The following is a 14852-nucleotide window of genomic DNA, read 5'->3' as shown; positions in this document are numbered from 1 at the left end:
TGATCTCATTTTTCTTCCTGAAGGAGGGCTATTATGTTTACAATATATCCGGCGGCTTCCCGATTCAGCTTCGATAAGGGCTGGCTGCGGGGGAGTCACAGCTTTTCATTCGCGGAGTATCAGGATGAGAACAATACAGCGTTTGGTCCTATGCGTGTCTGTAATGACGATGTCATCACACCGGGACGGGGCTTTGGGGCGCATCCGCACAGTGATATGGAGATTGTTTCGATTGTGCTGTATGGGGAACTGCGTCATGAAGACAACCGTGGACATGTAGCAGTGACCCGTTTTGGAGGCATTCAGCGAATGTCAGCGGGCCACGGCATCATTCATACGGAGCACAACGCATCACAAACGGAGGATGTCAGTCTGCTGCAATTGTGGTTTAGCCCGCATACGAGAGGACTGAAACCGTCATATGAGGCCACAGCGTTCAATCCTGAGCGTCTGCACGGTCAGCTTCTGCCTGTCGTTGCCGGAAAACGTGTACCGGGCACAGAGGGTGAAATTGCTGCAATCAACCAGGATTTAACGATTTATTTAAGCAAGCTTCAGCCTGGAGAGCAAGTAGAATTCACACAGGCCGAGGGGCGACGCGTGTTCCTGTTCGTCATTGAAGGCTCACTGCGTGTGAACGGTGAACATATTCTGCAAGGGCGCGATTCAGCTCGTATTGAGCAGGAGCCGAAGCTAGCACTGGAAGCAGAGGAGTCTGCTTTTTATATGTTGATTGATTTGCCCTAAAAGGAGGTGCGCACATGGCGCAGCAGGAAACATGGCTGATCAAGCATGCCGTCACGGGACGAAGCTTTGCTGACAGCCGCAAGCAGGTTTTCGATTGCCGTTTGGAATCGGTGGACGGCGTGTTTCGCTTCACGCTTCAAGGGCTGCCGCGTGGGACGGCGGAGGCGATTGTGCGTTATAGCGGGGAGTTGAACGTATTTCGTTTTGTAACGCCAGTAGATGATGGACCCGTGGTGAAGCATTGGTATTACGTCACTCCGGAAAGCGTGGAATATCATGATCAGACAGATGAGCTTACGTTCAAAGCTGGTTCTGAGATTGAATACCATCCCGAGGAGTATTGGGGAGATTAATCATTCCTTTATCATAAATCTTCAGATATATAATGGATTTTTCGAAGGCCCTGCATCATTGCAGGGTCTTTTTGTTATCCGTTCAACATGTTGAGTTCATTGGATACATAATCCTTTGCAGGCTGGTACATCCTATAGGTCATATTATCTGTTCGGCTCATTCGTAAAGGGGGAATAACGATGAAGAAAGGGCGCTTTCCCAAGTTGCCGAAGCTACCGTGGAGCCGGAGAGCGATTCCAGCCGCAGACCGCAAGACACGAAATTCCAATGTGCCTAAAGGACTGCCTGAGTCTTCGTGGCTGGAACAGCCGCTGCGTAGCAATGTGGAAGACAATTTGATTGCTTTGCGTGACATTTTCAAGGAATGCTCTGATATCGTCTACCGAGAGCTCATGATTTCCCCTGAACGCAAAGGGTTGTTGGCTTATTTTGAAGGTACGGTAAAATCAGAGGATTTGCAGGATCATATCCTGCGGCCTGTCATTCTGGGCATGATGCTCAAGGACCCTGAAGTAAACGGCAAATTGGAGCCGCTGGATGAAACTCGCATCTCGATGTCCCAGACCAAAACGATGGACGAATGGAAGATGGTAGCGGCAGCGATACTGGACGGCAATGCCGCCTTGTTCGTAGATGGTACGCCTCGTGCTTATATTTTTAGTGCCAAGGGTGGTGTCCGCCGTGGCGTGGAGGAACCCCAGACGGAAGCGGTTATTCGCGGGCCGCGTGAGGGCTTCACTGAGACCCTTCGCGTCAATACGGCACTGTTGCGTTTCAAGTTGAAGACCTCCAAGCTCAAGATGTACAGCATGACCATCGGAACAGAAACTCAAACGAGCGTCGTCCTTACCTATATTGAAGGGATCATAGATCCCAAACTGGTGGAGGATGTAAAAAAAAGGCTCAGCGATATTGAAATTGATGGTGTTCTGGAGACTGGATATATTGAGGAACTGATTGAGGATCATCCGTTTTCTCCGTTTCCGCAAATGGAATATACTGAACGCCCGGATACCGTCACCGCACAATTACTGGAAGGACGTTTTGCTATTTTTGTGGACGGAACGCCTTTTGCTCTGATTGGCCCGGTCACGATGTGGCAGATGATGCAAGCAAGCGAGGACTATTACGAACGTTTTTTCATCAGTAATATGGTGCGCTGGATTCGTTTTCTTTTTCTCATCATGGCTCTCTTTCTGCCAGCAATATATGTAGCGGTTACGACCTATCACCATGATATGCTGCCGACGACACTCATATTAAGTATTGCAGCGGCTCGTGAATCTATCCCTTTTCCAGCACTGGTGGAAGCGTTAATGATGGAAATTTCTTTTGAGGCATTACGTGAAGCAGGGATTCGTCTCCCCAAAACGGTCGGTCAGGCCGTTAGTATTCTTGGTGCGCTCGTAATTGGGCAGGCCGCAGTACAGGCAGGGATTGTATCGGCACCCATAGTCATTGTTGTGTCGCTCACAGGTATTGCTTCGTTTACCATTCCACGCTTTAACTTTGCCATCACAGTTCGCCTGCTACGATTTCCAATCATGCTGATGGCGGGTTTATTCGGATTGTTTGGGATCATTATTGCGACAACGCTGATTGCTACGCATCTAACCAAGCTAACATCGTTTGGTGTCCCTTACATGAGCGGATATAGCCCGTACAACCATACGGATCAAAAGGATATCGTCGTCCGTGCACCTTGGTGGAAAATGACTAAACGTCCTTCCTGGATTGGTAAAGACAACAACAAACGAGCGAAGGAAAAGATGAATGGAACGCCTACCACCGAGGAGGGATGGTGATGAAGCCCAAATCGAATACACAAAAAATACGTAAAGCGGCTGTGCTCTGTTGTCTGCTGCTTTGTTCTGTTCTTTTGGGAGGATGCTGGGATCGCCGTGAAGTGAACGATGTGGCCTTTGTGATGGGTACCGGGCTAGACAAGGAAGGCGATCAATACCGGGTAACGATGCAAATTGCTTTGCCTGGACAACTCGGATCTTCGGGCAGCACAGGAGGAGGGGGAGGTACAAGCGGTACGAAGTCCTACTATCTGGAGTCCAAAACAGGTCCAAGCTTTCGAGGAGCAAGTACCGAGGAACAGCGCGGGGTTTCGCGAACACTTAATTACTCCCATCGGCGGGTACTGCTGTTCGGCGAGACGCTGGCACGGGAAGGGATTAGCAAAATGATGGATGTCATTGCACGTATTCCGCAGAACCGTCTGTCTTCCCTGGTTGTTATCACGAAGGGGTCAGCGATGGAAGTGCTTCAGGCAGATGCTCCGATTGAGCAATATCCAGCGGAAATGGTGCGTGAGCTTAACTTTTCCTATATGAAAAAACCTCGTTCCGTTAAACTGCTGATGAATTCCGTCCTGCTGGAAGGCATTGACCCGGTGGTGCCAGTAATGTCTCTGGTGAAGAATGGGCCCGCTAGTCTTAAAGACAAGAAGACGAATATTCAGATCGATGGATTGGCAGTCTTTCGACAAGACAGGTTAACAGGGATTATTGATAACCATCTCAGTCGATTTCTGCTTTTGGGTATGGAACAAGCCAAGGAGACAGAAATATTTATCCCCCCTCCCAAAGGTAGAGGCTATATATCTGTACACCTCATCGAAAATAAAGTCCATATTAAGCCCTATATTCAGGGGAATGAGATTCGAATGACCGTTCATATGAACTGCAATGGGAATGTGAAGGAGAATGAGACGGATTTCGATATTTCTAACGAGGAAAATTTGAAGTGGCTGGAACATCAGACAGCCGAGGAAATTAAGAGGGAACTGGGAGAGGGTGTCAAGGTAATCCAGCAAAAGTATCACTCAGACATACTTGGTTTGGGCCGGGCTATTATTACGAGTCACCCGGATGAATGGAAACGGATTAAACCTCAATGGGAGCAACTATATCCCAAGGTGGAGATCACCATAGATCCGGTCGTGCATATTGAGAATATCGGTGCGGTCACCAAACCATTCGGGGTCAAAAAGGAGAAAATCCAGAATGAATAAAGTATTCTTATTACCTTTATTGCTGGCTATGCTCTTCATGTATCTGATTGATCGCAAAAGTATTAATAGTGCACCTGCCATCAATCGTTGGGTCTCCCGCGTATTGTATGTTATTAGCATTGGTATCTGGATTTACGGAACATCGACGAAGAGTTCCGTTTATGTGGCTACATGGATTACCCGTTTTATTGACTTGTGGCTCCCCCCTACGTTGTAAATCGTGTATTGGATGCCTGCGGAGAAAAGGAGGATGACCTGTATGAAACAGTTCACAACCAGACAAATCGTACTGCTGGGTGTATTGATGGAGGTCGGTATTACCCTTATACATGCTCCGGCGCAGGCAGCGGATCACGCGAATCAGCATGCCTACTGGACCTGTATAATTGCGGCTATCGTGCTATGCTTGCCGATCTGGGCGATGTTGAAACTCAAGCGTCGTTTTCCTGACCAGGATCTAATGCAGGCGATGGTGAGCTCTCATCCTGTGCTGGGACGTATGCTGCTTGCAGTCTACCTTATTTTATTCCTGATCATTTTTGCACGGGATTTGAGAATTATCACGGATTTAGTGGAGGTTGTGCTTTTGCCGCTGACTCCGATTGTGGTCACTTCTCTTATTTTGCTGTTGACTCTGGTATTTATGGCCAAAGGCGGAATAAGCACCATCGTGAATATGGCCGAGATTTTTTTGCCGATGTTGATTTTGACGCTGTTGACCATGCCGCTTTTTTTTGGGCGTAATATGGATTTTTCGATGCTGAGACCCTACTTACATCCAGAGGTAGAGGGAGTGATCAAGGGCAGCTGGCGCATGCTGGGATATATGGCCGATATCCTGATGGTTCCCTTTGTTATTTCTGGAAAGAGTTATAATGGACGTAGTGCGTGGTATGGGCATTTGCTCGGAACCGCTTTTCTGATCATGCTGGTGTTGCAGTCGGAGTTGGTTATTGGTGTTCCTATCTTGTCACGGCTGTTCTATCCATCGTATGAACTGGTGCGTCAATTGCAGCTAACGGACTTTCTGGATCGGTTCGACTTGTTCGTGGCAGCACTGACCGTACCAACCTTTCTTACGAAGATCGGAATTGATCTGTACGTTACCAGTTTGGCGGTAAAGCGTATGTTCTCCCATGCCTGGGGGAGTCTGATGGTTTGGCCCGTAGGTTTGTTAGGTTATGTCTGTTCGTTTATGCTGTTCTCCAACATCGTGCAAGTTTTTGATTTCAGCCGGGAGTGGACCGCGGTGATGATCATTTTTTTTGTACTTATGCCCTTGGTACTATGGATGTTGCTCCGACCCAAATCTAAAGGGAAAGGCGGAGATGATAAGGGATCTAACGGAGAGCGGGATAGCAGTAGTCAGAAAGAAAGCCGGCAGGGAGACAGAACAGGACACACCCACTTATAAGATTCCTGTATTCATCGAAAAAGTAATTCTTATTTGTCTTTTACCCCTCTGATTGTATACTTGGTAGAAAGAAATACGACTTCTACTAGGGAGGAAACAGAATGGCACAACGCATGGCAGGTAAGAGAGTCGCTCTTGCTGGTCCCCGTAAAGCAGACGAAATGGCGCTGCTAGTTGTGAAGATGGGAGGGGAGCCAGTACATCGTCCGGCCCAGGGCACTGTTTTTCTAGATGATATCGAGCTGCGCAACGCTGTTGTATCGTGGGTAAAGAACCCTCCGGACTGGTACATCTTCACGACAGGCATGGGGCTGGATGCCCTGTTCGATATGGCAGAGGATATGGGTGTGGCTGAGCAGATTATAGAGTTGCTGCAATCTTCCAACATTGCAGCGCGGGGCTACAAGACGGTCAATGGACTCAAAAAGCGTGGCTTTACGCCAGCAGTACGAGACGAGGACGGAAGTTTGATCGGATTGACAGGAGCTTTCGCCCCATACGATCTGAAGGGGAAGGAAGTGCTGTTGCAACTGCATGGCGATCCAGCCCCACGGTTGGTAAAATGGCTGGACGAGCAGGGGGCAGTGACCCGCCAGGTACTTCCTTATAAGCATATCCCACCTGAGGAAGCAAAATTGCAGGCGTTACTAGAGGATGTTATCCATCGTAATGTTGATGCTGTTACGTTCACAAGTGGTCCGCAAATTCGATTTTTGGCCCAATATGCCAGAGAGCAAAACCGAATTGAAGATTTGCTGGAAGCTTTTCGTGAAGATGTCATTGCTGTATCGGTAGGCAAAGTGACCGCACAGTCCATTGTGGAAGAAGGGATTGAACGAATCGTGTTCCCAACTGAAGAACGCATGGGCGCGATGATGGTGGAGCTGGGCAAATATTTTGAACATCGTGATTCGGCGCATGGCTACGGTCTGAAGAGTGTGAACGGTCATTTGAAATGAGTTAGAAAATGATAGTGCTGTAAGCAGAAAATGAACTTATATTTACTAATCCAGAGTAAAATAAAGATAAGGGCCTACGAGGTCTTTATCTTTTTTTGTTGGACATGCATCGATAAAGTTTTTTGTTATAGCGAAAATATTTGTCTAATATAATGAATAAGTTTCGATGCATGATACTTGAGGACAGGAGCTGAGACGTTAATGAATTCTATTTGCGTATTTGCCGGGTCCAGACCTGGACATTCATCGGTATATGTTGAGGCGGCAGGCAAGCTGGGGGAAGCCATGGCTCGCCATCATATCCGTCTGATCTATGGTGGCTCTAGCAGGGGGTTGATGGGAGAGGTGGCGGATGGACTGCTGGCGGGTGACGGTCAGGTCACCGGTATTATGCCCACCCTGTTATTCGATGCAGAGATCGTACATCGGGGAGTTACCGAGTTTATTGAGGTAGCAAGCATGCATGAGCGTAAAGCGGCAATGAGCGAGATGGCCGATGCTTTTATTGCCCTTCCGGGTGGTTTGGGAACCTTTGAGGAGCTGTTCGAGGTATTGTGCTGGGCGCAAATTGGCATTCATCGCAAGCCTATTGGGCTGCTGAATGTAAATGGATATTTTGACCCGTTGATAGAAATGGTACGTCATAGCGTTCAGGAAGGGTTTACCGGAGCTGATCATCCAGCGCTACTGAGTATCTCTGCGGACCCGGACGAATTGCTACATATGTTAAAAAAGAAAGCAGAGAACTTAAAATAAAGCGTTTTTCGTGCTTGCACAACTGATTGAGGCAAGGTTATGATAAGACCCATAATCAAATAGCGGACAGACAAGGTGCCTTTGCGGTTGAGCAAAGGGTAACAGGGAATCGGGTGCAAATCCCGAGCGGTCCCGCCACTGTAAGGAAGAGGATTTTTTTAATTGGTCACTCGTGAAAAACGGGGAAGACGAAAGAATCCGTTGATGCCAAGCCAGGAGACCTACCTTGATCTGTATGCACCGTTAACCTTCGCGGAGAGGATGGGTGTACGAAATCAGGAAATCAGGCACACGTTGCTTTTTCCATGTTGGCTAGAGGTTTGCGTGGATATGAACGTGCAGCAGCGTTTGAAGCGTAAACAGACAGATGGAAAACAACGGCAGGCTGGAGGAAGACAAATCGTGTCTTCTTACGCTGTTTGTTCGTCTGATGAGAGATACGTACATAGAAACCCCATCCGGGTAGGATGGGGCTTTTTTGAGTTACAGGATGTCCAAAAATCATTGGAATAGATAGCATAGCTGCCCTGAAAAGGATGAATAGGAGGAGCCCGATGAGCCCATTAGGAAAATTGTTGGTGATTGGATTTGGACCAGGAGATATGGAACATATCACAAAACGGGCGCTGGATGCGCTGGCCGAAAGTGAGGTCATTATCGGCTACAATACCTATGTTGATTTGATCCGTCCGTTGTTGAACGGACAGGAGATTGTACGTACAGGGATGACAGAGGAAGTGAGCCGTGCGCAGGAGGCGGTTCGCCAAGCAGAGATGGGCAAGAAGGTAGCCGTCATTTCCAGTGGAGATGCAGGAGTCTATGGCATGGCAGGGCTGGTGTACGAAGTGCTGATGCAAAAAGGCTGGCGACGCGAGGACGGAGTTGAAGTAGAAGTCGTGCCGGGGATCTCGGCTATTCAGTCCTGTGCATCACTGTTGGGGGCGCCAGTTATGCATGATGCGTGCACAATTAGTCTGAGTGATCATCTGACCCCATGGGAAACGATTGTGAAGCGCGTAGAAGCAGCGGCTTCGGCCGATTTTGTGATTGCATTATATAATCCGCGCAGTGGCCGGCGTACCCGCCAGATTGTGGAGACGCAGTCCATTTTGCTGCGTTACCGCGATCCGCAAACTCCGGTTGGGCTGGTGAAGAGTGCTTATCGTGAACGTCAGCAAGTTATTGTAACGACGCTGGAAGATATGCTGAACCACGACATCGGGATGCTGACGACTGTAATCATCGGCAATTCCTCGACGACGGTGTATGACGGCTTGATCGTGACTCCGCGCGGATATCAGCGCAAATACACGCTGGATGCGACCGAGCAGGCGCTCAAGCCGCATCAGCGTCTCCGCACGGAAGCGGAGCCGTGGTCGCTGGGAGCGCAAGAGGGTACACCGCAGGCAGGAGCAGCCCCGACTACGCCCGCTGGACCCTCCGCGAGCGGCGCTGCGGTTGCGACGCAGGCACGCCCGCAAGCGATGGCTGCTGTGCAGGCAACAACTGCTGTGCAAACCGGCACGGCCCCGGCATCGCTGGCGGCAGAGGCGCTAAGCCGCCTCGCTGTCGGCGGCAAGCTGCCTGGCGAAGCCAACGCTCGCTGGAGCGGGCAAGCGCCTACCGCCAAGAGCACCGCCGGAACGTCGGCGGTGGCCGGAGCAGGGGCCGCGGCCGGGATGGCGACAGGCGGCTTTGGCAAGCCTGCGCTGTTTGAGGTGGGTGTTTCCCCGGGTGTGGGAAACAAGAAATTCACCGCTCGCCAGATGGCGCTGCTCGCCGAGGTAGCGGGTGATGATGGCGAGCTGGAATACACGCCGGATCATCAGATCGTGCTGCGCGTGCCGTGTGCAGACCCCGAGGAACTGGTCGGGCGGCTGCGGGATGAACGATTCATTGTCATGCCGGTTGGCGATGTGTTTAAGGTAAAGGCGTGCGACTTCTGCAATATGGAGAAGGATGACGCTGTGCCTGTGGCTGAGCATTTACAGGTTGTACTTGGTGGATTACAGGCACCCAAGGAAACGAGCATTGCTTTGAACGGATGCGGTATGGCCTGCTATGGAGCCGTACTAGAGGATATCGGAATCGTCTATCGCAAGGGTGGGTACGATCTCTTCCTCGGTGGCAAAAAATTCGGCCGCAATGCTCATGCCGCTCAGCCTGTAGCGGAAGGAATTCCGGGTGATCAGATTACGGACATCGTGGAGCATGTCATCGCTGAATATAAGGAAAAAGGACATCCGAATGAGCGCTTTCATAAATTTTTTAAGCGTGTAGGTGTCGTTGCGGGGTTCCGGCATGAAGATGCACCAGTAACGGTAGAAGTGAATGCGGTTTGTGGTGATTAATGGACTGAAGGCCTGATGAACGGGATACAAGCATATATATAAAATAGGGCGTCATGCAGGCTATCCCTATTCAAGAGGAGGAAACAACAGCAGTGGATGCAATATTGTTGGTTGGACATGGAAGTCGGGACCCGGAGGGGAACCAGGAACTGCTGGAATTTGCACAGGCAGTGGCAGATCGGGTACCGGATATGTGCGTGGAAACCTGTTTCTTGGAGCTGGCACGTCCCAGCATTGCTGATGGGATGCAAACTTGTGTGGAGAAAGGGGCGACGCGTGTCGTTCTTATTCCGATTATTTTGTTCGCAGCGGTACATGCCAAAATTGATATTCCGATGGCTATTGACCGGGCAAAGGCGAAATATCCGCAGGTGGAATTTGTATACGGACGTCCGATTGGTGTTCACGAGAAAATCGTCAGCATTCTGCTAAGCCGCTTGAAAGAGGCCCAGCCGGTTGCAGTTCCAGCGGGGATGATTAGCGCTGTCGAGGCATCTGTCGAGGCATCTGTCGAGGTACCTGACGAGGAAACGGCGGTACTTGTATTAGGACGCGGAAGTAGCGATCCAGATGCGAACAGTGACTTTTTCAAAATCACCCGTATGCTGTGGGAGAAGCTTTCTTATACATGGGTAGAGAGCAGCTTTATCGGTGTGACGCAGCCTTCCTTTCCCGATGGATTGGAGCGTTGTGTACGATTGGGGGCCAAAAAGATTATCGTGCTTCCCTATTTTCTGTTCACGGGTGTGCTGATTAAACGCATCGGAGAAATGACCCAGGAATTTGCCGAGGCTCACCCTGCATTACAAGTGGAGATGGGCGGATATTTTGGTTTCCATCCCCAATTGGTTGAACTGGTGCTGGAGCGAGCTAAGGAAGGTTTGTTCGGCAAGGTTACAGCCAATTGTGATAACTGCCAGTTCCGTCTGGAGGCGCAGGAGCACCACCATCATCACCACGATCATGACCACGATCATCATCATGAACATGAACATCACCACCATCATGCACATGAGCACGACCATCATGATCACCATACACACAGCCACGATCACACTCATGAGCATGTCCATGCTCACAGCCATGATGACCATAATCACCATCACGAGCATTCACATACGCCATCTGTAGTGAATGGAAGCGGGCAGGTGAAGGGCTCATGATATTCATGCTATGCGGAACGAGCGATGCTCGGGAATTGGCGCTGCAAATCCGTGACAATGGCTTCAACGTATTGACCTCAGTCGTAACCGAAAGCGCGGCAGCCAGCTTGTCTGAAGCGGGACTAGACGTACGTACAGGCCGAATGACAGCCGATGAAATGGCTGCAATGATTCGGGAGCTTGGAATACAGGCGGTTGTTGATGCCAGTCATCCTTTTGCAGAAGAAGCACATGCGAATGCGATGACAGCCGCTCGCGAGTCCGGGGTTCCTTATATTCGCTATGAGCGGACAGGACTTGTATATGACAATCATCCGTTGCTCCACATCGTGTCTTCCTATGAAGAAGCCGCATTAGAAGCGAAGCAACTCAAAGGTTCTGTAATGCTTACGACGGGCAGTAAGACGCTCGGCACGTTCACCAAGCATTTACTCGGAGACCCGGAGATTCGTCTGGTTATACGCATGCTGCCGCGCCTGGACAATATGGAGAAATGCGGCGAACTGGGCATGGAGCAAAAAAATATTATTGCCATGCAGGGACCCTTTTCCCGCGAGATGAACGAAGCATTGTACAAGCACTATGGCACGACCGTGATGGTCACCAAGGAAAGCGGAAGCACGGGAGCAGTGGATGAAAAGGTTCAATCTGCATTGGAGCTGGGGATTCACGTACTTTTGATTTCCAGGCCGGAAGTGGAATTTGGCACAGTATTTGATCATTTCGACGGAGTCATCAACGCACTGCGTACAGCAAAAGAGAAAACTTCAATTTGAGTTGAGCCTTACCCCTGCGAGTCCAGTTCATCAGGAACGACTTCTGGCATGTATTTAAAATATAGTCATCTTAAAACAGGTGTTTTTACAGGTATCCATGATTTTAGTAGCAATGAATTGTCATTTTCCTAAACTATTTTCTAATTTTCCATAAGGGAGTGGTCTACCATGGATTTCAAAACAGAATTTAAACCGCTAACGGTACAGCCGCAGGAGATTGAAGGCAAAAGCTTCGAGATGATCACAGAAGAATTGGGAGAGCATCCTTTTACAGCAGAGCAATATCCCGTTGTACAGCGTGTCATTCATGCATCTGCTGATTTTGAGCTGGGCCGCAGCATGGTGTTTCATCCAAAAGCGATTGAAGCCGGGATTGCAGCTATTCGCGCAGGCCAGCAGGTAGTGGCAGATGTGCAGATGATTCAAGCGGGGCTGAGTAAGGATCGTATCCGTCAATTTGGCGGGGATGTGCATGTGTACATATCTGACCCTGACGTCATGGAAGAAGCGAAAAGGCTGAATACGACACGCGCCATTATTTCGATGCGCAAAGCGATTCAGGCGAGCGAAGGTGGTATCTATGCGATTGGTAATGCGCCGACAGCGTTGCTGGAGCTGATTCGTCTGGTGAAAGAAGGAGCGGCCAAGCCCGGACTGGTGATTGGCATGCCCGTAGGCTTCGTATCGGCGGCAGAATCCAAGGACGAGCTGCGCAAGCTGGATATTCCGTTCATTACGAATATTGGACGCAAGGGCGGCAGTACAATTGTCGTAGCAGCATTGAATGCGATCTCCTTAATGGCTGTCCGCTAGATGCGGTTGTCCGTTTGCTGTATCATGAAATGAATTGGAACATGATCAGCAGAAGAGGTTAAGGAGGAATTGGCATGGAAAAGGAAGCGGCGTCCGCCGACAAGCCCAAACGGATGAAAAGCGGTGAAGCTCCCGCACCGGACAAGCCAATGCGGTCAGGCTTTACGACAGGAGCTTGTGCGGCTGCAGTAGCCAAAGGAGCGGTACAACTGCTCATCACGGGCATTCCGCCGAAGGAAGCAGTGATATCGCTGCCCGCGGGCTTCGATCATGCGTTTGAGCTGATTGAGCCTGTGTTGGACGCGGACGAAGCTTCCTGCACGACGATCAAGGACGGTGGCGATGACCCAGATGCCACGCATCAGGCGAGAATTGTCGCGTCCGTTAGCTGGCGCGAGGAGCCGGGCATTGAACTGGACGGTGGCATCGGCGTGGGGCGGGTAACGAAGCCCGGTCTGCCTGTGCCTGTCGGAGAAGCAGCGATTAATCCGGTGCCGCGCCGGATGATTACGGAGGCCGTCTCAGGCGTGCTCGAGGAGCATGGATCGGCCAAAGGTGTCCGTGTCGTCATCAGCGTACCGGACGGTGAAGAAATTGCCAAGAAAACGCTGAACGGGCGGCTTGGCATTCTTGGCGGTATTTCCATACTAGGCACGCGTGGTGTGGTCGTTCCGTTTTCCACGTCAGCTTATAAAGCCAGTGTCGTGCAGGCCATATCAGTTGCGCAAGCGATGAACTGCCAGGAAATCGTCCTGACCACAGGCGGCAGCAGTGAAAAATACGCCATGCAAATGTATGATCAGCTGACGGAAGAGGCCTTTATTCAGATGGGGGACTTTGTTGGCTTTGCTATAAAGCATGGGAAACGGCTGGGAATGAAAAAGATTATTCTCGTCGGTATGCCCGGTAAGCTGTCCAAGGTCGCTCAAGGTATCATGATGGTTCACTCCAAGAGCGCTCCGGTGGATTTTGGCTTTTTGGCTGAGGTCGCGCGTGAAGCGGGTGTGGATGAGTCGCTTGCAGCGGCAGTGGCAGAGGCGAATACAGCTACGCAGGTGGCGGATATGATGACCGAAGCGAATGCGCTGAGCTTTTTTGAAAAGCTGTGTACCTATGGATGTCAGCATTGTCTGGAGCATGCAGGTGGTGGAATCGTTGTGGAAATGGTACTGATAACGCTGAAAGGGAACGTGCTGGGGAGGGCGAGAGTCGGTGAGTAAAGTGATCCGTGTCATTGGTATCGGTGAAAATGGAGCGGCAGGTCTGTCGCAGGAAACATTGGAGCAAATTGAGCGTGCGGACCTGCTGGTTGGTGGAGAACGCCAGCTAGGATTTTTCAAGGCAGCCGCAGGGGAAAAACGAACATTAAAGAGCGGCTTATCCGCCGTGGTGGAAGAATTGGGACGGTTGCGTGAGCACAAGGATATTGTCGTGCTTGCGTCCGGCGATCCGCTTTTTTTTGGAATTGCAGGTTATTTGTCTGCCAAGCTGGGGGCGGAACATTTGGATATTATGCCGCATCTCAGCTCGGTCCAGCTGGCGTTTGCGCGTCTCGGTGAAAGCTGGCAGGATGCGGTGCTGGAAAGCGTACACGGTCGCCCGATGATCGGATTGGCGCAGCGGATTGACGGACAGAACAAGGTCGCGCTGTTGACGGACGACCGCAATCATCCCGGTGCAGTCGCTGCCTATCTGCTGCATTATGGCATGACGGAATATGATGCCTTCGTCGGCGAGTATTTGGGCGGACCGGATGAGGTGTATCGGCATTATACGCTGGATGAGATGGCGCAGAGAACGTTCCAACCACTGAATGTGGTTATTTTGCGCCGCCGTAAGGGTGAAAACGTGCCTGCAATTCGGCGGGGATTTGGCTTCGAGGATGCGGAATTTCACCAGCGCAAGCCGGAAAAAGGACTAATCACGAAGCGTGAAGTACGCGTATTCAGCTTGTCTGAGCTGCGTCTGACCGAGCGAAGCATCGTATGGGACATCGGTGCAGGCTCCGGCTCTGTAGCGGTAGAATGTGCGCGACTGGCTAAGTATGGGCAAGTATTTGCCATTGAGAAGAACGAAGGCGACCTGGCTAATGTCGAAGCAAACAAGATCAAATTCCGCACCGATTTCCCGGTTATTCATGCCAAAGCGCCTGCCGGATTGGACGAGCTGCCAGACCCGGATGCGGTGTTTATCGGTGGGAGCGGGGGAGAATTGTCCGAGCTGATTCGTCTGTGCGCTTCCCGTCTGCGTAAGGATGGACGAATTGTAGTGAATGCTGCAACGATTGAGACGCTACATGACGGTATGAAGGCGATGCAAACAGCAGGACTCGATACTTCGGTGACGTTACTGCAAACAGCGCGCAGCAAGCCGATTTTGAATATGACGCGTTTTGACGGACTCAATCCGATATATGTCATTACAGGACAGCCGTCGGTAGACGTGGCTGATGAAGTAGCAGGGGAGTAAGCTGGTTATTCAAGAGGGGGAGAGAGAC

Annotated in this window: 14 protein-coding genes and 1 riboswitch; all 14 genes read left to right on the top strand. The window is 50.6% G+C overall.

Annotated features, from left to right (window positions below; genetic code table 11):
- The first annotated feature begins 33 nt into the window (after positions 1 to 33).
- Positions 34 to 747 (top strand): pirin family protein, encoded by a 714-nt coding sequence (locus ACYCS5_RS12790; protein ID WP_069012100.1) that lies wholly within the window; start codon positions 34 to 36, stop codon positions 745 to 747.
- Between the two features lie 14 nt (positions 748 to 761).
- Positions 762 to 1100, top strand: coding sequence for a hypothetical protein (locus ACYCS5_RS12785; RefSeq protein WP_069012102.1), 339 nt, complete (start codon positions 762 to 764; stop codon positions 1098 to 1100).
- Positions 1101 to 1280: 180 nt separating this feature from the next.
- Positions 1281 to 2906: a spore germination protein gene (locus ACYCS5_RS12780; RefSeq protein WP_459761159.1), complete on the top strand. Its 1626-nt coding sequence runs from the start codon at positions 1281 to 1283 to the stop codon at positions 2904 to 2906.
- Positions 2906 to 4123: a Ger(x)C family spore germination protein gene (locus ACYCS5_RS12775; RefSeq protein WP_165146019.1), complete on the top strand. Its 1218-nt coding sequence runs from the start codon at positions 2906 to 2908 to the stop codon at positions 4121 to 4123. Before ACYCS5_RS12780 ends, ACYCS5_RS12775 begins: the two co-directional genes overlap by 1 nt.
- Complete coding sequence (locus ACYCS5_RS12770) at positions 4116 to 4340, top strand: hypothetical protein (RefSeq protein WP_165146022.1); 225 nt, start codon at positions 4116 to 4118, stop codon at positions 4338 to 4340. Before ACYCS5_RS12775 ends, ACYCS5_RS12770 begins: the two co-directional genes overlap by 8 nt.
- Positions 4341 to 4382: 42 nt before the next feature.
- Positions 4383 to 5537 carry a GerAB/ArcD/ProY family transporter gene (locus ACYCS5_RS12765; protein WP_459761158.1) on the top strand — a complete coding sequence of 385 codons (1155 nt, stop codon included), beginning with the start codon at positions 4383 to 4385 and terminating at the stop codon, positions 5535 to 5537.
- A gap of 101 nt (positions 5538 to 5638) precedes the next feature.
- Positions 5639 to 6496 (top strand): uroporphyrinogen-III synthase, encoded by an 858-nt coding sequence (locus ACYCS5_RS12760; protein WP_342425379.1) that lies wholly within the window; start codon positions 5639 to 5641, stop codon positions 6494 to 6496.
- Between the two features lie 201 nt (positions 6497 to 6697).
- Positions 6698 to 7252, top strand: a complete 555-nt coding sequence (locus tag ACYCS5_RS12755) for an LOG family protein (RefSeq protein ID WP_318627966.1) — start codon at positions 6698 to 6700, stop codon at positions 7250 to 7252.
- Between the two features lie 57 nt (positions 7253 to 7309).
- A riboswitch (cobalamin riboswitch) is annotated at positions 7310 to 7495 on the top strand.
- Between the two features lie 311 nt (positions 7496 to 7806).
- Positions 7807 to 9603 carry a precorrin-3B C(17)-methyltransferase gene (gene cobJ / locus ACYCS5_RS12750; RefSeq protein ID WP_459761157.1) on the top strand — a complete coding sequence of 599 codons (1797 nt, stop codon included), beginning with the start codon at positions 7807 to 7809 and terminating at the stop codon, positions 9601 to 9603.
- Between the two features lie 92 nt (positions 9604 to 9695).
- Positions 9696 to 10766 carry a sirohydrochlorin chelatase gene (locus ACYCS5_RS12745; RefSeq protein WP_459761311.1) on the top strand — a complete coding sequence of 357 codons (1071 nt, stop codon included), beginning with the start codon at positions 9696 to 9698 and terminating at the stop codon, positions 10764 to 10766.
- The gene (gene cobK / locus ACYCS5_RS12740; RefSeq protein WP_069012858.1) at positions 10763 to 11542 is read left to right on the top strand and encodes a precorrin-6A reductase; all 780 of its coding nucleotides are present in this window, start codon (positions 10763 to 10765) and stop codon (positions 11540 to 11542) included. The genes ACYCS5_RS12745 and cobK overlap by 4 nt, the downstream gene beginning before the upstream one ends.
- 168 nt (positions 11543 to 11710) lie before the next feature.
- Positions 11711 to 12355 (top strand): precorrin-8X methylmutase, encoded by a 645-nt coding sequence (locus tag ACYCS5_RS12735; RefSeq protein WP_069012857.1) that lies wholly within the window; start codon positions 11711 to 11713, stop codon positions 12353 to 12355.
- Positions 12356 to 12429: 74 nt separating this feature from the next.
- Complete coding sequence (locus tag ACYCS5_RS12730) at positions 12430 to 13575, top strand: cobalt-precorrin-5B (C(1))-methyltransferase (protein ID WP_459761156.1); 1146 nt, start codon at positions 12430 to 12432, stop codon at positions 13573 to 13575.
- Positions 13568 to 14824: a precorrin-6y C5,15-methyltransferase (decarboxylating) subunit CbiE gene (gene cbiE, locus ACYCS5_RS12725; RefSeq protein ID WP_165146037.1), complete on the top strand. Its 1257-nt coding sequence runs from the start codon at positions 13568 to 13570 to the stop codon at positions 14822 to 14824. Before ACYCS5_RS12730 ends, cbiE begins: the two co-directional genes overlap by 8 nt.
- Positions 14825 to 14852 lie beyond the last annotated feature (28 nt).

Source organism: Paenibacillus sp. SEL3, from assembly GCF_054602585.1.
Note: the sequence above shows the minus strand (reverse complement) of the source record. Positions and strands in the feature narration are given on the sequence as shown.

Excerpts from the sequence above, each read along its gene's own strand:
- ACYCS5_RS12790 (WP_069012100.1), top strand. The coding sequence starts at position 34 with ATGTTTACAATATATCCGGCGGCTTCCCGATTCAGCTTCGATAAGGGC.
- ACYCS5_RS12785 (WP_069012102.1), top strand. The coding sequence starts at position 762 with ATGGCGCAGCAGGAAACATGGCTGATCAAGCATGCCGTCACGGGACGA.
- ACYCS5_RS12780 (WP_459761159.1), top strand. The coding sequence starts at position 1,281 with ATGAAGAAAGGGCGCTTTCCCAAGTTGCCGAAGCTACCGTGGAGCCGG.
- ACYCS5_RS12775 (WP_165146019.1), top strand. The coding sequence starts at position 2,906 with ATGAAGCCCAAATCGAATACACAAAAAATACGTAAAGCGGCTGTGCTC.
- ACYCS5_RS12770 (WP_165146022.1), top strand. The coding sequence starts at position 4,116 with ATGAATAAAGTATTCTTATTACCTTTATTGCTGGCTATGCTCTTCATG.
- ACYCS5_RS12765 (WP_459761158.1), top strand. The coding sequence starts at position 4,383 with ATGAAACAGTTCACAACCAGACAAATCGTACTGCTGGGTGTATTGATG.
- ACYCS5_RS12760 (WP_342425379.1), top strand. The coding sequence starts at position 5,639 with ATGGCACAACGCATGGCAGGTAAGAGAGTCGCTCTTGCTGGTCCCCGT.
- ACYCS5_RS12755 (WP_318627966.1), top strand. The coding sequence starts at position 6,698 with ATGAATTCTATTTGCGTATTTGCCGGGTCCAGACCTGGACATTCATCG.
- cobJ (WP_459761157.1), top strand. The coding sequence starts at position 7,807 with ATGAGCCCATTAGGAAAATTGTTGGTGATTGGATTTGGACCAGGAGAT.
- cobK (WP_069012858.1), top strand. The coding sequence starts at position 10,763 with ATGATATTCATGCTATGCGGAACGAGCGATGCTCGGGAATTGGCGCTG.
- ACYCS5_RS12735 (WP_069012857.1), top strand. The coding sequence starts at position 11,711 with ATGGATTTCAAAACAGAATTTAAACCGCTAACGGTACAGCCGCAGGAG.
- ACYCS5_RS12730 (WP_459761156.1), top strand. The coding sequence starts at position 12,430 with ATGGAAAAGGAAGCGGCGTCCGCCGACAAGCCCAAACGGATGAAAAGC.